This is a genomic window from Methylobacterium sp. D48H, from assembly GCF_053345715.1.
In genome coordinates, this window is sequence record NZ_JBKFAP010000001.1 from 520,739 (window position 1) to 538,833 (window position 18,095).

Consider the following 18,095-nt stretch of genomic DNA (forward strand, 5'->3'; position numbering starts at 1 on the left):
ATCAGGCGGCGATCCGCTCCGGCTTATCCTCGCTCGCGGCCGGCTCCGGCCCGGCGGGGTCCCGGCTGGCGCGGAATTGATCGAGGATGCTGTCGCCCAGACCGTCGAGCACGAGGTCGGTCGCGGCCTGGACCTCCGGGTCGACCTCCTCGGGCCGGTACCAGGCCAGGATCTGCTCGGGCAGCGCGTCGAGGATCGCGCCCACCGGGTTGACCGGCTCGGCCTCGGCAGGCCCGTCCGCGGCGTCGGCGATCGCCACGACGACCGGGGTCGCCGTATCGGTCTCCTCCGCGAAGGCGGTCCGGCGCTGGCTCTCCAGGGCGGCGCGCCACGCGGCGTCGGCGGCCTCGGCCTCCCGGCGGGCGGTCTCGCGCGCCAGCGCCTGGGCGGCGATGGCGCGGGCCACCTCGCGCGCCTCGTCGCGGGCCGCCTCGGCCTCGTAGCGGTTGAGCAGCGTGATGACCGGGTGCATGTCCGGATCCGACAGGTCGCCGCAGGCTCCGATGGCGGATTCGATGAGGCGCCGCGACAGGCCGGTGCCCCGGACCGGGGCCGCCGCGCGGGCGAGTTCCTGCCAGGCGGAGAGCGCCGCCTGCATCGCCGGCAGGAGCGCTTCGGGCAGCCCGGCGCGGTCGTGCAGGTCCGCGAACAGGCGCGGGTCGCGCATGGCCCGGGAGACCCCGGCATGATCCTGCCCCGACAGGTCGGCCAGGGCGGCGAGCGCGAAGTCCGTCCGGCCCGAGAGCACGGCGCGCAGGATCAGGCCCGCGGTCAGCTGCCGGGTCGCGCGCAGATGGGTCACCAGCCGCGTCACGGCGGCCGCGCCGAAGCCCTCGCAGGCCTCGAGCGCGACGCGCTCGCCGGCCTCGCGGCTCATCCGGTCCAAGCGCTCGGCGCCGAGCCAAGCGCGGTCAGTGACGAAGTCGGTGAGCGCCCGCGCCACCGCGATCCCGAGGGCATGGCGCACCTCCGGCGGCAGGTCGGCGCGGGCGAGGAGCGCCTCGCGCAGGGCGGCCTCGCCGCCGCGGCGCTCGATCATGCGCAGCATCCGGCCCGCGGTGATCTTCGCCGTCGGATTGGCCGCGAGTACGACGAGCGTGTCGGTCTCGCCGATCTCCGCCAGGGCGCCCGCGACCGCGTGCGAGAGGTGGTGCCGGGCGGCGATCACCGCGCGGGTGGCCTCGTCGCCGAGGGCGGCCGCGTCCACGAGGTCGGCGTCGGTGAGGACCGGCGAGCGGGCGAGCACCGGCCGCGCCACCTCGGGAACGTCGGAGGACAGAGCGACGACCAGCGGGCGCGGCGCCCGCGCCGAGGCCGCGCAGGTCTCGGCGAGCGCCCGGCGCACGAGCGGCGACGGGTCGTCGAGGAGCGCGAGCAGCGCTGTCTTGGCCTCCCAGGCCGCGTCGGCGCCCAGGTCGCCGTAGAGGTAGGTCCGGGCCAGCGTCGCGGTCGCCTCGGCCCGGCGCTCGGCCGAGGCGTCCTGCGTCCAGGCCAGAAAGTCGCGGATGATCATCGACCGCTCCGGGGGGCGAACAGGCTGGTCCTGCTGCCGGACATGGACGCCGCGGCCGCGAGGTCCGCGGGTCGGCGGGGCGGCAGCGGCGGATTGAGGAGGGCGGCGCCCGGCGGCGTCGCCGCCGGTCCGGCCGCTGCGCCCGTGACGGCACCCGTGATGGCACCCGTGACGGCGGGCTCCGCGACGGCGACGCGCGGTGGCGGCTCGGCGTCGGAGCGCGGGAAATAGGTCGGCGCCGCGTGCTGCACCGGCGCGGCGCTGTTGCGCGCCTGCCAGAGACGGGCCGCGGCGTCGGAGGCCGCGCCGCGCTGGTCCGTCTGGAACAGGCTGCGCAGGTCCGAGGTCCCGCCGAACGCGGTCGCCGCGCTGGCGTAGGCCGAGACGGCCTGCGGCGCCGCGGCGCCGTCCTGGCGCAGGCCGGTCAGGTCGGTGGCGGCGGCGCCCTGGGCCGCCGCCGAGAGGCTGGCATAGAGTTCGGCGGCGCTCCGCGGCCGGCCGGCGCGGTCGTAGAACAGCGCCCGGTTGGCACCGGCCGCCTCCGGCAGGTCGAGGGCGGCGGCGCGCTCGGGGAAGGCGCGGGCGGTCGAGATCAGGGCGGCCGCGCCCTTCGCGCCCAGCACGTGGGCCGCGTAGAGATCGCCCGCGGTCGGCTCGCGACCGAGGGCGCCCGTGAGGGCGTCGGCGTTCTGCTGGGTCAGCGCGCCGGCCAGCGTCGCGGAGATCTTGGGATCGCGGCGCAGGTCGAGGATCGCCTGCCGCTGGCTGGCGTCGGGAACCGTGTAGGTGCCGTCCGACTGCCGGGTGATCGCGTCGGCCTGCGCCTGCAGGCCGAGCCGCGGCCCGGCATTCTTCATCACGCCGAGCCAGGTCTGCTCGATGAACTGGAACAGGCCGGTGGCCGAGGAGGTGCCGGCCTTGGCGGCGGGATCGAGGGCGGATTCGCGCCGCGCCGTCGCCAGGAGATAGTCGAAGCCGACGCCGCTCGCCGTCGCTCCGTCGCGGATGGCCTGGACCACCGGCCCGGAGGCGGGCGTGCCCGGCAGCGCCCGCGCCTGGGGCGGCGGGTTCTCCGGTGGGCTCGACGGCGTGGTGAACAGGAACATCCGGGCGGGCACGGTGCTGGAGACCGCCCGAACCTGCGCCCGCTATGGTAAACAAGTCCTCAATCGGCCGCGCGCGACCGGTTCCTGTTTCAGGACCCGGTGAACTCCCCCGCGCCCTTCGGCCGGCGCATCTGGAAGCGCGTGTCGGCGGTGGCGTGGAAGTAGTCGAAGTACCCGCCGCGCATGATCGGGTGCATCGCCGCCGTATCGACCGTTCCATCCGCGACGTACCGCTCGTCGACGTAGATCGACACCACCTGCCCGATCACCAGGAAGTTCTCCGCCTCCCCGCCCGAGAGGGGCACCAGCGGCAAGGTCTGGAGCCACCGGCACTCCAGGGCCGCCGGCGAGGCGGCCACGCGCGGCGGCCGCACCTTCTGCGAGGGCGCGGTCTCCAGGTTGGCGAAGGCGAACTCGCTCGTTCCGCGCGGCAGCGGCGCCGAGGAATCGTTCATCCCGTCGCGCAGGTCCCAGGTGGCGAGACTGCAGACGAACTCCCGGCCCTCCTCGGCGAAGGTCATCGCGTCCTTCCGGCCCGAGGAGGAGAACGCGACCATGTTGTCGGCCACGGCGTTGAAGAACGAGTAGGGCGCGAGGTTGAGCGCGCCCGCGCGGTTCATGGCGCTGATCCAGCCGATCGGTCGCGGCGCGACGATGGCCTTCAGCGGGTTGTGCGGGAGGGCGCGCGACTCGCGCGGCAGGTCGAGGTCGTAGTGCACGGCCGGTCCCTTCACAGGTAGGTGACGATCTCGTCGAGGGCCGGCCGCGGCCGGTCGGAGGGCACCTCGCGCGCCCGGCCGATATGGACGAAGCCGGCGAGCTTCTCGGTGGGCGCGAGGCCGAGGGCGTCGAGCACGCGGCGGTCGTAGGCGAACCACTCGGTCAGCCACGACGTGGCGAAGCCGGCGGCGTTCGCGGCGATCACGAGATTCATGGTGGCGGCACCGGCGGAGAGCACCTGCTCCCAGTCCGGGATCTTCACGTGCGGACCCGCCCGCGAGACCACCGCGACGACGACCGGCGCGTGGGTCAGGCGGGCGCGTTCCTGCGCGAGCCGCTCGGGCGTCGCGTCGGGATTGTCGGCCGCGAAGGTCGCCGCGATGACCTCGCCCACCTTCGCCCGGGCCTCGCCGGCGATGACGATGAAGCGCCAGGGCGCGAGCTTGCCGTGGTCGGGCACCCGCGACGCGGCCGTCAGGATGGTGTCCAGCTGCACCCTGTCGGGCCCGGGCTCGTCCAGCAGCGCCGGCGGCACCGAGCGTCGGGTCTTCAGGAGATCGAGGGTGGCGGTCATGCGCTCCGTCCCGGTATCGCGTCCCGACCGGGATGTGGCATGCGCGGGCCGCCGGTGGAAGAGCGGCCTTGCCGCCGCCACTGTCGGGAGTCAGAGGCAGGCCCGGACGATCCGGTGCCGCGACCGGCGAGACGAGCAGAGAAGGGCTGACCGATGCGCATGAGGCTTGCAGCGACCGCGCTGGCGATGCTCGCCGCCGGCCCGCCGGCCGCGCTCGCGCAGCAGGACCCGTTCCAGAACCGGCTCGGCGGCGCCCTGCCCTCACCGTCGATCACGACCCCGAACCTGCCGCCGTCCCTGCCCCCGGCCGAGCCGGACGCGCAGCTGTCCCTGTCGGCGCTCCTGTCGGGACCGGGCACGGCCCTGCGCCAGGGGCTCGCGTGGCGGATCTACGAGGATCGCGGCGACGGCACGCGGCCGTCGATCGTCGCCCGCTCGACCGAGGCCGAGCCGCATTTCACCCTCGCGCCGGGCGCCTACGTGGCGACCGTGACGTACGGCTTCGCCAGCGCCTCGAAGCGGATCGTGATGGGCGGGCAGCCGACGACCGACACGCTGCGGGTGGCCGCCGGCGCCCTGAAGCTCGCGGGCGCCGTGGGCGATCAGAAGATCCCGCCCGGTCAGGTGATGTTCTCGGTCTTCGTCCCGGTGGGGACCAATTCCGAGGGCCGGCTCGTGCGCGCCGGCATCAAGACCGGCGAGCTGCTGCGCCTGCCGGAGGGCACGTACCACGTCGTCTCGACCTACGGAGAATCGAACGCGATCCAGCGCGCGGACCTGCGCGTCGAGAACGGCAAGGTCACGGAGGCGACACTCAACCACCGCGCCGCGACGGTGACCCTGAAGCTCGTCGCCGCCCCCGGTGCCGAGGCCTTCGCGGGCACCGCCTTCTCGGTCCTGACCCCCGGCGGCGACACGATCCGCGAGGCGATCGGCGCCTTCCCGCAGGTCACCCTGGCGGAGGGCGACTACGTGCTGATCGCCCGCCACGACGGGCAGGTCTACACCCGGGAGTTCAAGGTCGAGAGCGGGCTCGACCGCGACATCGAGGTCGTGGCGAAGTCCGGCTGACGCTCCCGGGCCGACAACTCCGCGCCGTTCTCAGGCGAAGCGCCGCGCCAGCGCCACGCAGGCGGCCACGGCCAGGGCGGCGGCGATCATGGCGGGCTCGATGTGCTCGCCGAGGACCAGCGCGGCCACGCCGAGGCCCAGGAACGGCTGCAGCAGCTGCAGCTGGCCGACCGACGCGATGCCGCCACGCGCCAGGGCGCGGTACCAGAACACGAAGCCGATGAGCATGCTGAACAGCGCGACGTAGCCGAGTCCCGCCCAGGCCGGCAGCGGGATCGCCGCCAGCTCGGCCGGCCGGAGCAGCAGCGCGAGGGGCAGGCTCACGGGCAGCGACAGGACGGTGGCCCAGGCGATCACCTGCCAGCCGCCCAACCGGCGGGCCAGGACGCCGCCCTCGGCGTAGCCGAGCCCGCAGAGCAGGATCGCGGCCAGCATGAAGGCGTCGCCGTGACCCGGCGGACCGTCGAGCCCCCGCGCGGCGAAGCCGACCGTGACCAGCGCGCCGGTGATCGAGAGCAGCCAGAAGACCGGTGACGGTCGCTCGCCGGAGCGCAGCGCGCCGAACAGGGCGGTGGCGAGGGGCAGCAGGCCGACGAAGACGGTGCCGTGCGCGGCGCCGACCGTGCGCAGGGCCAGGGCGGTGAGGAGCGGGAAGCCGACCACGACGCCCGCCGCCACGATGGCGAGCGCCGGGAGATCGGTCCGGCGCGGGCGCGCCTGCCGGAGCGCCAGCAGGGCGGCCGCGCCGGCGAGGCCGGCGAGCGCCGCCCGGGCCGCGCTGAGAAACAGGGCGTCCATGCCGGTCAGCGCGAGGCGCGTCGCGACCAGCGACGCGCTGAAGATCGCGACCCCGATGAGGCCGTCCACCCAGGCGCCGGTCGCCGGTCCGCGCGTCGTCTCGATCACTCCCCCCGCCACGGATGTCCCCTCCCGATAGGTGCGGGTCCCGGCATGCCGTGCCGGGGCGCGGTCGGCCAGGAACGGTCGGGGCGCGGCCGGGCAATCTGTCCCGGTCGATCTTCGATACAGTTGGCCACCCCGTTCACCGCGCCGGAGCCTCGTGAGGGGCCTCGCCGCGCGGGTCGCGCGCCGGCCGAAGGTTCCATGTTCCGCGCATTAACATTTCCGTGCAGTCGCGGAACGATGCGCCCGAGGCGGCCATTTCAGACCACCCATACCGGGCCACTGGAGTACACCATGCGCCGCCTCGTCATCGCCGCCTTCGCCGCCGCCGCCCTCGCCGGGCCCGCGCTCGCCGCCAACGAGGCGCCGCAGACGGTCGCGCCCAAATTCGAGACCGTGCCGCAGGACGCGGTGCTCAGCTACAACCTCATCGGTCTCAACGTGACCGACGCGCAGAACAACACAGTCGGCGAGATCAAGGACCTCGTGATCGATCACGGGAAGCTGGCCGGTTACATCGTCTCGGTGGGCGGCTTCCTCGGCCTGGGCGAGCGCTACGTCGCGGTCTCGCCGAGCTCGATCGCGCTCGGCTACGACGCCGACGCGAAGAAGTGGAAGGCCATCATCGGCGCCAGCAAGGACCAGCTGAAGGCGGCGCCGGAGTTCAAGTACGAGGGCAAGTTCAAGCGCTGAGGCGCACCGCCGCGGCCGGGCCCAGCGCCCGGCCGACCCGGCGCCCCGCACTCAGACGGAGGCGTCGAGGGCCTGTCGCGCCAGGCGGGCGACGAGGGCCTCCCGCTTGGCTTGGCGCAGCACGATCCGCGCCGCGGCCCGCGCGTTGGACGCGCGCAGCTCGGCCCGCGGGCCGCCATCGCGCAGGGCGCGCCACGCCAGCGCGCGGAACCAGCGGACGTTGGCCAGCGCCGCCGCCCTGCGGCTCAGCGGCCCGCCGACATCCAGCGGCTTCTCGAGTGTTCCGGACGTCATGGTCTCGATCCTGAAGCGCGACTCGCCGCTTGTCCGATTATGGAACAACAGGTGGCGATTCCACGGGAGCTGAGCAATAGTGTTGCCAACGTGAACTTTTGAATCGAGCGCGAAGACTGCGCATCCACGAAATGAGGTAGTCCCGCCCCGGGACGGCACCGGGCGACGGGGCACCGCGCGGCGGGCGATCCTGCGGGAACGCCGCGGCGGGGACCCGACTTCCCGCAACGGGAAGCCGGTGCGGCGCCGATCCGGGCCGGTCGATCTGGAGAGCCGGTCGCGTGCCGACGATTTTCGATGCCCATACCTTCGCCCTCACGGCGCATGCGGGTCAGCTCGACAAGGGCGGCGAGCCGTGCATGCGGCACCTGGAACGCGTCGCGAACGCCGCCCAGACCCGGGCCGGTCACGCCCGACTCATCGACGGGCTCGACATCGACCCGATGCGAGTCATGCAGGCGGCGCTCCTGCACGATGTGCTGGAGGACACGCCGCGCACGGCGGCGGACCTCCGCGCCGCCGGCTTCGAGGCCGACATCGTCGAGACGGTGACGCTTCTCACGAAGCCGCGGAGTCGGATCGCGTATTCCGAGCGGATCACCACCCTGATCGCGGCCGGCAACCTCGCCGCGCTGCTGATCAAGATGTCCGATACCGAGGACAACCTCTGCCCGACCCGGATCCCGCCCAACGCCGCGTTCCTGCGCGAGCGCTACGCGACGGCGTTCGAGCGCCTGAAGGCGGCGGCGGCGACGCGCGGGTACACGGGCCGCTGAGCACCAACCCAGGCGGGGAACATTCGCGCGAGCGTCCGGTAGATCCTGAAACGCCCGGGCTGTCTGCTGAGGTTCCGGACCCGGGGATGTGAGTGCCGGAGAAGCGCCGATGACACCGTCGACCCGTTCACCCGCCGCGATCAGCGACGAGGGGCGCCACGCCCGCGACCGCGGCGATCCGATCACCGCCAACCCCTATCCGGCGGATTCGGAATCCTGGGCCACCTGGGATCGCGGCTACCGGATGCCCGACGAGCAGGCGCGCGCCGCCACCCCGGCTGCGGTCCGGGAGGACGCGCCACCGGAAGCATCGTGATCCGGGACCCGTGCCGGCCGGTCGGCGACGCGGTCGGAACAGCGGCGGTGGCGCGGGGTTGCCCGCACGACCGGTAACGGCTCCGCGAGCGCGATTGCCGGACCGAGAGGGAGATCCGCCATGAAGGTCACGAGTCTCGCCATCGCCGCCCTCCTCGCGGCCGCGATTCCCGCCACGGCAGCCGAGAATGCCGGCAGCGCGACCAGCCGGTCGGGCACGGCAAACAGCACCGGCCCGAGCGACGCGGGGTCCGGCTCGACACCCGGCGCCGCCGGGAGCGGCCCGTCGACCGGCTCGATGAGCCGCTCCGGCACGACGAACAGCACCGGTCCGAACGATGCCGGATCCGGCTCCAAGCCGCCGGCCGGCGGCCGCTGACGGGACCGCGTCGCGCAGCGAGCGGCGCGGAGATCCTGTTTGGCGATATCGCCAAACAGGATCTCCGCGCCCTCACACGCCAAAGGGAGGATCCATGCCGCTAGGCACCCGCATCGCACTCGCCGCCCTTCTGCTGCTCGGCCTCGCCGCCTGCGACGACAAGCAGGCGCAGAACAACACGCCGACGAAACCCGACTCCACCAAGATGGAGCCGCAGACCGACCAATCGGCGCCGAACACGCAGAAGCGCTAGAGCCATTCCCGAACGGGGCGGGTGCGGACGGGGACGCTCGCCGAGCCGCCGCTGTTCGTGGCGCGGGTCCGTTCTCTCTGTGGCGGAGGCCACACGTCTCTGCGGCCGAACTGGGGAAACCGGTCATCCCGACCGTCGCGACACCTCCGGGGTCGGCACCGGCGACGGCCGGGCACCCCGGGCGGTCAAGTCCGGTTCGGCGAGGGACTTGTCTCGGATTGGCCGGTGGTTGCGCCGGTCGGCGGATCGCCGGACGGGTCGGCGATCAGCGGGACGGCGGCGCCGAAGCCGAGAGCCGCCTCGACGAGGATATCGTCGAGCGCGTCCGCGACCCACACGGCGCCGTCGAGGACGGATGTCAGGATTCGAGTCATCGGCACCTCCCTCCCGCATCCCGGGTCGCCGCCGCCGGACGGCGGCGACCCGGGATGCGGTCTTCAACCGGTTCGCACCCGCCGTCTCAGACGAAGTGCATCGGGAGGGCGCGGTCCAGGATCTCGACGTAGGTCCCGGCGAGAACCGCGACGGTGGCGGCGGCGACGGCCGTGGCGAGGGCGAAGCGGGCAACGAGGGTCATGGAAGTCTCCATCAGGTCCGCGACTGTGTTCGCGGTGTAACCCTGATGTAAGCTCAAGCTTTCCCCGCCGAGGTGCTGCGGCACACCCCGGCGATGAACTGGCCGGAGCGGCCTATATCGCCGGGCTCCTCAGTCGGCGCGTCAGGCGGCGCGCACGGTCGCGAGGAACCGACCGACCTCGGCGGACAGGTGCTCGGACTGGCGCGACAGCTCCGAGGCCGCGCCGAGAACCTGGCTCGCCGCCGCGCCGGTCTCCTCCGCGGCGCCGGCCACGCCGGCGATGTTGCTGGTCACCTCGCCGGTGCCCTGCGCGGCCTGGGTGACATTGCGGACGATCTCCTGCGTCGCCGCGCCCTGCTCCTCGACGGCGGCCGCGATCGAGGTGGCGACGCTGTTGATCTCGCGGATGCGCCCGGTGATCGTCCCGATGGCGGAGACCGCCTGACCGGTCACGCCCTGGATCCGGCCGATCTGACTGGAGATCTCCCCGGTCGCGCGGGCGGTCTGTTCCGCCAGCGCCTTCACCTCGGAGGCGACGACCGCGAAGCCGCGGCCCGCCGCGCCCGCGCGGGCGGCCTCGATCGTGGCGTTCAGCGCCAGGAGGTTGGTCTGACCGGCGATCGAGGAGATCAGGCCCACCACGTCGCCGATCTTGGCGACGGCGCCGCTGAGTTCCTGGACGAGGGCGCCGGTCTCGTCCGCCTCGCCGGCGGCGGAGCGGGCCAGCTCGGCCGAACCCTGGACCTGGCGCCCGATCTCCTGGACGGAGGCGCCGAGTTCCTCGGCGGCGGCCGCGACGGTGCTGACGTTCGAGGCAGCCTCCTCGGCGGCGGCCGCGACCGCCCCCGACTGCGCCGAGGTCTGGCCTGCCATGGCCGACATGGAGCCGGCGGTGGCCTGCAGCTCGGTCGCGGAGGCCGAGACCTGCCCGACGATGCCGCCGACCGCCGCCTCGAAGCTGTCGGCCATCTGGCGCATGCCGATCCGGCGCTGCTCCTCGGCGGCGAGGCGCGCCTGCGCGGTCTCGGCCTCCAGCGCCTTCATCTGGATAAGGCCCTGCTTGAACACCGCGACGGCCGACGCGATGGTGCCGATCTCGGTCTTCTCGCCCTGATGCGGGATCTCGGCCGACAGGTCGCCGGCGATCAGCGCCTGCATCGGCCGCACCACCGCGGCGATGCCGCGGGTGACGCCGAGGACGATGATCACGCCCGACAGAGCGGAGACCGCCACGGCGAGAGCGATCGCGACGAGGCTCACCGTCCAGGTCTCGTTGAAGACGGCGGTGCCCTGGGCCTGCGCGGCATCGGCGCCGGCGTTGTTGATGGCGATCAGCTTCTCGAGGGCCTTGGAGGCGGCGCGGCGCGGGATGAGGCCCTTCGTCTCGTAGAGCTGATAGGCCTCGGTCTTCTTCCCGGCCCGCGAGAGCTCGACGACGTCGTTGCGCACCGCCTTGAAGGTCTGCGACTCCTGGTTGAACGCGTCGAAGAGCGACCGCTCTTCGGGCGAGCTGAGCAGGCCCTTGTAGACCGCGACCCGGTCGGCCAGCTTCCGGTCGAAGCTGTCCATGTCCTTCTCGATGCTGGCGAGCAGCGCCGGATCGGTCGCCTGCGTGTGCCGCAGGAGAAGGCCGCTGCTGCGGGCGGTCAGCGTGTCGATCTCGCCCAGCGCCCGAATGCTCGGCAGCCAGTTCGTATCGATCTCGACCGCCTGCTCACGCAATTTGCGCGTACTCACGAGCCCGAGCACGCCGAGCCCGATCACGAAAACGGTCAGGACCGAGAAGGCCACGACCAGCTTTGTACGAATGGAGACACTCTGTAGCGACACGGCGGCCTCGACGCAGCCGAATAGAACAATTTCGCAGCCGCACGGCGCATGATTAGCGAAATGTATTTAATATCCGCTAATCAGACCTTCCCCTGCCTCGCGGGCTGTCGCTCGCCGTCTCACGGAGGGATGCCGGTTTCGCGGCATGGATCTCCGCGGCGGCGCCCGGGGGCGACGCGGGGCGGCACCCGACGGGCTCGCCCGCGCCCGAGGCGCCTGCCGGTGTGCCTATCGGGCCGCCGGCTGGGGCATCTTCACGATCTTGCCGTCGGGCAGGATGATGTCGCCCGGGCTCTGTCCGGCCGCGCAGGGACCGATGTAGGTGGCGTCGATCACCATCTGGCGTCGCACGGGCTCCTTGGCGTTCGGCATGCCGGTCAGCGTCGTATCCACCTCCATGTGGATCTTGCTGTTGAAGTCGCCGCCGATCTCGGTCGTGCCCGCGGCCGAGATCGGGCCGAGCTTGCACTCGGTCTCGCCCTTGTAGCCGGTGCTCGTCTTGACGATGGTGCGCTTCGCGCAGTTCTGGCCGCCCCCGAACGCGGCCTGCGCGATCTGATCGGTCTTCTCGTCGATGCATTGACGCGCGGTCGTGTTGCCGTCGGGCGACGTGGTCTTGCTCTCCCACAGGCCGGCCTTGCGTGCCGGCAACGTCTCGGCGGAGGCCACACTGGTCATCACGGACAGAATCGCCGCAATCCCGATACCGACGGTACGTGCTCGCATGGATGATCCCTGGCTCTGACGCGACTCAGGCGCCGCAACGGGGCGTGGCTAACCGATGCGATACAGGCGAACAAGTCGATCCTGGACCAGCGTTCGCTCCGAAACACTGGAAGGGATCGGCACTTCGGCCGCGGATACCCGGCGTGAGCGGTCCGAATGTCGCGATGACTGAGGGGAGGTTTCGCCCGGGTTCGACCGGATGATGATCCGGCTCACACCGCCCGCTTCAGGCCGACCGCACCGGCGCCGAGGCGCGCCTCGATCACCTGCACGATGTACTCGGCGTCGCGGCCGACCGCGCCGAAGCGGCCCGAGCCCCACGTGTTCAGCCAGGGCAGGCCGATGAAGGAGATGCCCGCCTCGGCCGTGACGCCGCGCCTGTGCTTCGGCTGGCCGGCGCCGTTGAACACGGACGCGTCGAGCCACCGGAAATCCGGCGCGAAGCCGATGCACCAGACCACGCTGGCGATGCCGGACCCTTCGAGGGGGAGCGCGGTGACCGGCTCGCCCGGCTCCCAGACCGGCGCGTAGCGCGCCTGGACCGGCGCCGCGATGCCGGCCGCGTCGATGTGGGCATCGATGGCCGCGTTGATGCCGTTGTAGGTCCGGTCGGCCTGGTCGAGCGCGGGCCGGAGGTTGTCACGGAAGCGGAGGGCGCCCCCGGCGTAGTCCTCGAGGACGCCGTAGAGCGCCATGCCCTCCAGGGCGAAGCGGCGCAGGTCGATGTCCCGGCCGCCGTCGCGGCCGGTCACGTAGTGGTTGGTGTTGTCCCGGACGCCGTCGCGCAGCGGATGATCGTCGACAGTCTTCTCGTAGTAGCCCATGTCGGCGAGCCACGCGACGACGTCGCGGCCGCGGTAGAAGCGGGCGCAGCGGGGCGCGTCGCCAACGGCGAGGTGTACCTGCCGTCCGGCGAGATGCAGGTCCTCGGCGATCTGCGCGCCGGACTGCCCCGAGCCGACGACCAGGACCGCGCCGTCGGGCAGCTGCGCCGGGTTTCGGTACTGGTTCGAGTGGATCTGGGTGATCGCGGGCGGCAGCTTCTCGGCCATGCGCGGGACGATCGGCGTGTGGTAGCCGCCAGAGGCCACCACGATCTCGTTCGCGGTGTAGTCGCCCTCCGAGGTCCGGACCGCGAACACGCCGTCGTCGCGCCGCGCCACGCGCGTGACCGCCACGCCCTCGCGGAGCGGCGGCCGCACCTTGGCGACGAAGGCCTTCAGGTAGGCGACGATCTCGTCCTTCCTCATGAACCCGTCCGGGTCCGGCCCGTCGTAGGGGTGGCCCGGCAGGTCGCACTGCCAGTTCGGGGTGACGAGGCAGAACGTGTCCCAGCGCTGCGTCGCCCAGGTGTGCGCGGCCGTGTGCTTCTCGAAGACGAGGTGCGCGATGCCGCGCTGCTTCAGGTGGTAGCTGACCGAGAGGCCGGCCTGGCCGCCGCCGACGACGGCGACGGGGACGTGACGGGTCGTTGTCGTCATGGCTGCAACTCCGTGAAGGCTGACGCGCCGCGGGCGCAGGCGGCGTAGGCGGCGCGGTGGCGCGTCGCGCAGGCGCGCCAGGAATGGGCGGCCGCGCGCGCGAGCCCCGCCGCCCGCAGGCGGGCGCGGGTCCGCGGTTCCAGCGCCGCCGCCATGGCGGCGGCGATGCCGTCGGGGTCGGCGGGATCGACGAACAGCGCGTCGGCCAGCGTCAGGTACTCGCTGAAGGGCGGTCGGTCGGAGACGATCGCCGGCGTTCCGCAGGCCATGGCCTCCAGAACGCAGAGGCCGAACCCCTCGGTCCAGGACGGGAAGGCCAGCAGGTCCGCGGCCCGGTAGAGCGCCGGCATGTCGGCCTGCGGGACGGGCCCCGTCTCGATGACGGCCGCGCCGCGGCCCACCTCCAGACCCGCGGCGACGAGGGCCGCGCGGCAGCGTTCGCGGTAGCCGGCGTGGTCGAGGAGCGAGGCGCCGCCCGCGACGACGAGTTGGGCAGGCGGGTGGCGCGTCCGCAGGCGCGCGAACCCCGCGATGATGCCGAGGCTGTTCTTGCGCTCCTCGAGGCCGCCGACGCTGAGGACGATCGGCCCCGCGCCGAGCCCCCAGCGCGCCCGCAGAGCCGCGTCGCCCTCCGCGGCCGCGGGGCGATAGACCGACAGGTCGACCCCGTTGCCGACGATCCCGGCCTCGGCGCCGATCGCGTCCCGGATCCAATCGGCCCACAGGCGGCTGACGCAGAGCAGCCGGCCGGCCTCGCGGATCGCGCGGTCCTGCCAGCCCGCGAGGACGGGGTCGGCGAAGCTGTCGACGTGGTGGACGGTCCGGACGAAGCCCGGGATCAGGCGCCGGTGCTTCAGGGTCGCGAGGGCGTTGCCGCCGATGCCGTCATGGGCGTGGAACACGTCGAAGTCGCGGGCCGCCGGGCTCGCGAAGTGGCGCAGGTAGTCGTGGATGCGGGCCCGCACGAGGTCGGTCGTCCCGCCCGCGACCGGCTCGGCGGCGACCGCCACGGTCGCGCAGGACGCGTCCCGGAAGAACCCGCGGCCGGACGGGTCGGGCGCGTGGACCACTGCCGCGTGACCGAGTTCGCACAGGGCCTCGGCGAGGGCGAGGCAATGGGCGACCCCGCCGCGCGGGTTGGTGGAGTGGGTCAGGAGGGCGACGCGCAGCGGCTTCACGGCGTCGCCCCCGGGCCGTCCCTGCCGCAGCCGATCAGTGGGCCGGCGGCGAAGTCCCACACGACGGCCTCGGCGCCCGAGGCGTCCCGCACCCGGACGGCCCGGCCGGCGTCGAGGCCCCCGATCCGGGCCGCCGCGATGCCGCGCTCGGCGAAGCGCGCGGTGACGGCCGCCGTGCGGTCGGGGCGGGCGCTGACGAGGTAGCCGAAGCTCGGGAACGCCGTCAGCCAGCGCGCGAGCGGGACGTGGTCGGGCCGCGGGATCGCGTCGAGGTCGATGACGCCGCCGACGGCGGAGCATTCGAGCAGCATCAGGGCCGTGCCGACGACCCCCGCCATGCTGATGTCCTTGGCGGCGCCGGCCAGGCCGTCCTCGGCGAGGCCCGGCAGCAGGGCGAGGTCGCCGCGCAGCCGCGCGCCCGGCGCGCCGGTGGAGGCGTCCCAGTAGGGGTGCGGGTCGCGGAAGCGCCCGCGCAGGTCGATGGCGGCGACGAGGTCGTCGCCGGGCGCGGCGTCGAAGCTCGTCAGCAGGCGCGGTCCCGCCCGGCCGAGCACCGCGACCGCGAGGTTGCCGGCGGCCGCGCGGGTGTTGGTGTGGCCGCCGACCACCGGGACGCCGTAGAGCGCGGCGGCGTCGGACAGGCCGGCCAGGATCGGGTCGGCGGCCCCGGCCTCCCGAGCCCAGAGGGCGTCGACGACGGCGAGCGGGCGCCCGCCCATGGCGGCGACGTCGCTCAGGTTGACCATGATCCCGCAATAGCCCGCGAAGTACGGATCGTCGGCCACGAAGCTGTCGAGGAAGCCCTCGATGGCCAGCAGCAGGTGCCCGTCGCCGTCGGGGATCGCCGCGCAATCGTCGCCGACCGGCACGGCCGCGTGCCGGCTCCCGAGCCCGAGCCGCCGCACCACCGCGTCGATGTCGCGCTTGTGGCCGACCCCGCGGGCCTCGCGGATCTGGCGGGCCAGCGCCCGGACGTCGATCCCGGCGGTCACGCGGCCCTGCGGAAGGTGAGGAGGCCGTGCTCGGGATCGTGCATCGGCGGGTAGGCCGCGAGGTTCGCCTCCATCAGGCGGTGGGGCCGCCCGTGCAGGTCCAGCGCGTCGAGGCTCTCCCAGTGCAGGGCCTCGAACAGCGCGACGTTGCCCTCCTGGACATGCGCGAGGAAGCGGGTGCAGCCCCGCGCGTGGGCCGAGGACACCGCGACCCGGATGAGGCCGGTGCCGAGGGCGGCGGCGCTGCGGAAGGGCTTGGCGACGGCGAGGCGCGAGCCCCACCACGTTCCCGGGCGCGCGCCGTCTTCATGGATCCGCACGGTGCCGACGACGGCGTCCGCGTCGCCGCCGAGCGTCGAGAGGGCGCAGACCGGGATGGCGTGCGCGTCGATCGCGTCGCGATCGTCCGCCCTGAAGATCCCCTGCTCCGCGCAGAAGACCTGCCGCCGCAGGGCGGCGCAGGCGCGCCGCTCCCAGGGCGCGACCGCGAATTTCACCCGGAAGTGGCTGGGCCGGTACGGCGGAACGGGGTCGAACATCAGGCCGCCTCCCCGGCGCGCTCGTAGGTGGAGAGCGCCGAGCAGGCACCGCACCGGCCGCAGCCGGCCTTGATGTCGGTGGAGCGCAGGTTCGCCCGCCCCAGCATCTCCGCGAGCGGCTTCAGGACGGCGTGCATGAAGTCGGGCCCGGGGGCCGGATGGCTCTCCAGCGGCGTGCCGGAGATCGGCACGAAGGGCACCACGAACGGGTAGACGCCCATCCCGATCAGCCGGTCGGCCATCGCGAGGATCGCTTCCGGCGCGTCGCCGAGGCCGGCGAGGATGTAGGTGGAGACCTGGCCGCGCCCGAAGACCGGGACAGCGGCCGCGAAGGCGTCGTAGTACCGCTCCAGCGGCACGCCCGCCTTGCCGGGCATGATCCGCGCCCGCACCTCGGGCGTGACGGCCTCCAGATGCATGCCCAGCGCGTCGATGCCCGAGGCCTTCATCCGCTCGAACCAGCGGTCGTCGTCGGGCGGCTCGCACTGGGCCTGGATCGGCAGGTCGACGGCCGCCTTCACCGCGAAGGCGCTCTCGCACAGGATCGCGGCGCCGCGGTCGGTGGCGTTCGGCGTGCCGGTGGTCATGACCATGTGCTTCACGCCGTCGAGCAGCACGGCGGCGCGGGCGACCTCGGCGAGCTGCTCGGGTGTCTTGCGGGCCACCGTGCGGCCGGCCGCCAGCGACTGGCCGATCGAGCAGAACTGGCAGGTCTTCGCGCGGCTCTGGTAGCGGATGCAGGTTTGCAGCACCGTGGTGGCCAGCACGTCGCGCCCGTGCAGGACGGCGATTTTCGCGTAGGGCACACCGTCGAAGGTGGAGAGGGCGTAGAAGCGCGGGCGGCCCGGGAAGGTGACGTGGCCGACCACGACGCCCGCGTGCTCGATCACCGCGATCCCGTCCGCGTCCGGCGGGCGCACGAGGAAGGGCGAGTCGAAGGCGGCCTCGGTGTGGACCGGCACCATCACGGTGCGGCCCGCGATGGTCATCGCCTTGTGGTCCGAGGGGCCGGCGCCGCCGCGGCGGCTCGGCGCGCCGGCGCGGCTGTCGGCGAGCCTAACGCCGCAGGATTGCAACGCGTTGATCAGGCGCTCCGTCGGCATCCCGATCGGGGCCGGCGGGGCCGGCGGTGACGTGGGACGGCGCGTCGGAAGCGGGCTGCTGCTCATGGTCGGGGCTCCGGGGGGCGGTCTGCGAACGGGCCGGCCGCTGCACGAAGGCGGCCGGACGGTCGTCGTGGAGCAGGCTGAGGAGCTCCGGCCGCGCGTAGTGGCCGACCGAGTCCATCATCCGCTTGCGCTTGGTCACCAGCGCGAGATCCATGTCGGCGATCAGGATGCCCTCGCCCGGTCCCAGGGGATCGGCGAGGTGCTTGCCCTCGGGCGACACGATGGCGGTGCAGTTCCCGCCGCGGCAGGCGCCGCGCAGGCGCTCGTCCGGGCAGACCTGCGCGACCTGCGCGTCGGTGAGCCAGCCGGTGGCGTTGACCACGAAGCAGGCCGCTTCCAGGGCGTGGTGGCGGATCGTCACCTCCATCTGGTCGGCGAAGATCTGGCCGACGAGGGAGCCCGGGAATTGCGCGGCGTGGATCTCCTCGTGGCGCGCCATCAGGGCGTAGCGGGCGAGCGGGTTGTAGTGCTCCCAGCAGGCGAGCGCCCCCACGCGGCCGACCGCCGTCTCCACCACGGCGAGGCCGGCGCCGTCGCCCTGCCCCCAGATCATGCGCTCGTGGTAGGTCGGCGTGATCTTCCGGCGCTTGAGCTTCAGGGCGCCGTCCGCGTCGAAGATCAGCTGCGCGTTGTAGAGCGATCCGTGATCGCGCTCGTTGACCCCGACCACGATCACGGCCCCGTGGCGCCGTGCGGCCGCGGAGACCGCCTGCGTCACCGGACCCGGCACGGCGACCGCGCGCTCGTAGAGGCGCAGGTGCTCGGGCCCCTGGAGCGCGGGCGGGAGAACGAACGAGAAGTACGGATAGTAGGGCACGAAGGTCTCGGGGAAGACCATGAAGCGCGCGCCCTTGGCGGCGGCCTCGTCGACGGCGTTGAGCACGCGCTCCAGGGTGCCGTCCGGGCGGTCGAGGTCCGGCGCGATCTGGATCGCGGCAGCCCGCACGATCCGGGTCTCTGACATGGGTGGTCCTCCGGCTGAGCCAGCGGCTGCGCGCGTCGCGCG

The 18,095-nt window shown here is 73.4% G+C and carries 21 protein-coding genes; 6 read left to right on the plus strand and 15 right to left on the minus strand.

The window, feature by feature from the left end:
- Position 1: 1 nt before the first annotated feature.
- From ACLBX8_RS02630 to ACLBX8_RS02645, 4 genes are all read right to left on the minus strand, one after another.
- Positions 2 to 1,513, minus strand: coding sequence for a DUF2336 domain-containing protein (locus ACLBX8_RS02630; protein WP_447697821.1), 1,512 nt, complete (start codon positions 1,511 to 1,513; stop codon positions 2 to 4).
- Positions 1,510 to 2,619 carry a lytic transglycosylase domain-containing protein gene (locus ACLBX8_RS02635; RefSeq protein WP_447698135.1) on the minus strand — a complete coding sequence of 370 codons (1,110 nt, stop codon included), beginning with the start codon at positions 2,617 to 2,619 and terminating at the stop codon, positions 1,510 to 1,512. Before ACLBX8_RS02635 ends, ACLBX8_RS02630 begins: the two co-directional genes overlap by 4 nt.
- An 89-nt stretch (positions 2,620 to 2,708) precedes the next feature.
- The gene (locus ACLBX8_RS02640) at positions 2,709 to 3,338 is read right to left on the minus strand and encodes a flavin reductase family protein (protein WP_447714749.1); all 630 of its coding nucleotides are present in this window, start codon (positions 3,336 to 3,338) and stop codon (positions 2,709 to 2,711) included.
- An 11-nt stretch (positions 3,339 to 3,349) separates the two neighbouring features.
- Entirely contained in the window at positions 3,350 to 3,913 is a 564-nt protein-coding gene (locus tag ACLBX8_RS02645; protein ID WP_447697822.1) for a nitroreductase family protein, read from the minus strand.
- A 153-nt stretch (positions 3,914 to 4,066) separates the two neighbouring features.
- On the opposite strand from ACLBX8_RS02645, the gene ACLBX8_RS02650 reads away from it, so the two are divergent.
- Positions 4,067 to 4,984: a hypothetical protein gene (locus ACLBX8_RS02650; RefSeq protein ID WP_026604700.1), complete on the plus strand. Its 918-nt coding sequence runs from the start codon at positions 4,067 to 4,069 to the stop codon at positions 4,982 to 4,984.
- A gap of 30 nt (positions 4,985 to 5,014) precedes the next feature.
- Here the strand turns inward: ACLBX8_RS02650 and ACLBX8_RS02655 are convergent, their stop codons facing one another.
- Positions 5,015 to 5,902, minus strand: coding sequence for a DMT family transporter (locus tag ACLBX8_RS02655; RefSeq protein ID WP_447697823.1), 888 nt, complete (start codon positions 5,900 to 5,902; stop codon positions 5,015 to 5,017).
- Between the two features lie 279 nt (positions 5,903 to 6,181).
- On the opposite strand from ACLBX8_RS02655, the gene ACLBX8_RS02660 reads away from it, so the two are divergent.
- On the plus strand, positions 6,182 to 6,580 hold the full coding sequence (locus ACLBX8_RS02660; RefSeq protein WP_020091631.1) for a PRC-barrel domain-containing protein: 399 nt from the start codon (positions 6,182 to 6,184) through the stop codon (positions 6,578 to 6,580).
- 51 nt (positions 6,581 to 6,631) lie between these two features.
- Here the strand turns inward: ACLBX8_RS02660 and ACLBX8_RS02665 are convergent, their stop codons facing one another.
- The gene (locus tag ACLBX8_RS02665; RefSeq protein WP_020091630.1) at positions 6,632 to 6,874 is read right to left on the minus strand and encodes a hypothetical protein; all 243 of its coding nucleotides are present in this window, start codon (positions 6,872 to 6,874) and stop codon (positions 6,632 to 6,634) included.
- A gap of 281 nt (positions 6,875 to 7,155) precedes the next feature.
- Between ACLBX8_RS02665 and ACLBX8_RS02670 the strand changes: the two genes are divergently transcribed.
- From ACLBX8_RS02670 to ACLBX8_RS02685, 4 genes are all read left to right on the plus strand, one after another.
- Positions 7,156 to 7,650 (plus strand): HD domain-containing protein, encoded by a 495-nt coding sequence (locus ACLBX8_RS02670; RefSeq protein WP_447680428.1) that lies wholly within the window; start codon positions 7,156 to 7,158, stop codon positions 7,648 to 7,650.
- Positions 7,651 to 7,759: 109 nt separating this feature from the next.
- Positions 7,760 to 7,966: a hypothetical protein gene (locus ACLBX8_RS02675; protein WP_020091628.1), complete on the plus strand. Its 207-nt coding sequence runs from the start codon at positions 7,760 to 7,762 to the stop codon at positions 7,964 to 7,966.
- 120 nt (positions 7,967 to 8,086) lie between these two features.
- Complete coding sequence (locus ACLBX8_RS02680) at positions 8,087 to 8,344, plus strand: hypothetical protein (protein WP_020091627.1); 258 nt, start codon at positions 8,087 to 8,089, stop codon at positions 8,342 to 8,344.
- A gap of 94 nt (positions 8,345 to 8,438) precedes the next feature.
- Entirely contained in the window at positions 8,439 to 8,597 is a 159-nt protein-coding gene (locus ACLBX8_RS02685; RefSeq protein WP_165923055.1) for a hypothetical protein, read from the plus strand.
- A gap of 185 nt (positions 8,598 to 8,782) precedes the next feature.
- Here the strand turns inward: ACLBX8_RS02685 and ACLBX8_RS02690 are convergent, their stop codons facing one another.
- The 9 genes from ACLBX8_RS02690 to ACLBX8_RS02730 all read right to left on the minus strand — a co-directional run bounded on the left by ACLBX8_RS02690 (position 8,783) and on the right by ACLBX8_RS02730 (position 18,053).
- Positions 8,783 to 8,971 carry a hypothetical protein gene (locus ACLBX8_RS02690; protein WP_447714572.1) on the minus strand — a complete coding sequence of 63 codons (189 nt, stop codon included), beginning with the start codon at positions 8,969 to 8,971 and terminating at the stop codon, positions 8,783 to 8,785.
- A gap of 344 nt (positions 8,972 to 9,315) precedes the next feature.
- Positions 9,316 to 11,004, minus strand: coding sequence for a methyl-accepting chemotaxis protein (locus tag ACLBX8_RS02695; protein ID WP_447714573.1), 1,689 nt, complete (start codon positions 11,002 to 11,004; stop codon positions 9,316 to 9,318).
- A 228-nt stretch (positions 11,005 to 11,232) separates the two neighbouring features.
- Complete coding sequence (locus ACLBX8_RS02700) at positions 11,233 to 11,682, minus strand: DUF3617 domain-containing protein (RefSeq protein WP_447714574.1); 450 nt, start codon at positions 11,680 to 11,682, stop codon at positions 11,233 to 11,235.
- A 260-nt stretch (positions 11,683 to 11,942) separates the two neighbouring features.
- Positions 11,943 to 13,211: an MSMEG_0569 family flavin-dependent oxidoreductase gene (locus tag ACLBX8_RS02705; protein ID WP_447714575.1), complete on the minus strand. Its 1,269-nt coding sequence runs from the start codon at positions 13,209 to 13,211 to the stop codon at positions 11,943 to 11,945.
- Entirely contained in the window at positions 13,208 to 14,389 is a 1,182-nt protein-coding gene (locus ACLBX8_RS02710; RefSeq protein ID WP_447714576.1) for an MSMEG_0565 family glycosyltransferase, read from the minus strand. The genes ACLBX8_RS02705 and ACLBX8_RS02710 overlap by 4 nt, the downstream gene beginning before the upstream one ends.
- Complete coding sequence (locus tag ACLBX8_RS02715) at positions 14,386 to 15,381, minus strand: sll0787 family AIR synthase-like protein (RefSeq protein ID WP_447714577.1); 996 nt, start codon at positions 15,379 to 15,381, stop codon at positions 14,386 to 14,388. Before ACLBX8_RS02715 ends, ACLBX8_RS02710 begins: the two co-directional genes overlap by 4 nt.
- Positions 15,378 to 15,920 (minus strand): MSMEG_0567/Sll0786 family nitrogen starvation N-acetyltransferase, encoded by a 543-nt coding sequence (locus ACLBX8_RS02720; RefSeq protein WP_447714578.1) that lies wholly within the window; start codon positions 15,918 to 15,920, stop codon positions 15,378 to 15,380. The genes ACLBX8_RS02715 and ACLBX8_RS02720 overlap by 4 nt, the downstream gene beginning before the upstream one ends.
- On the minus strand, positions 15,920 to 17,023 hold the full coding sequence (locus tag ACLBX8_RS02725) for an MSMEG_0568 family radical SAM protein (RefSeq protein ID WP_091678853.1): 1,104 nt from the start codon (positions 17,021 to 17,023) through the stop codon (positions 15,920 to 15,922). The genes ACLBX8_RS02720 and ACLBX8_RS02725 overlap by 1 nt, the downstream gene beginning before the upstream one ends.
- Positions 16,977 to 18,053 (minus strand): Nit6803 family nitrilase, encoded by a 1,077-nt coding sequence (locus ACLBX8_RS02730; protein ID WP_447714579.1) that lies wholly within the window; start codon positions 18,051 to 18,053, stop codon positions 16,977 to 16,979. The genes ACLBX8_RS02725 and ACLBX8_RS02730 overlap by 47 nt, the downstream gene beginning before the upstream one ends.
- Between the last annotated feature and the right edge of the window lie 42 nt (positions 18,054 to 18,095).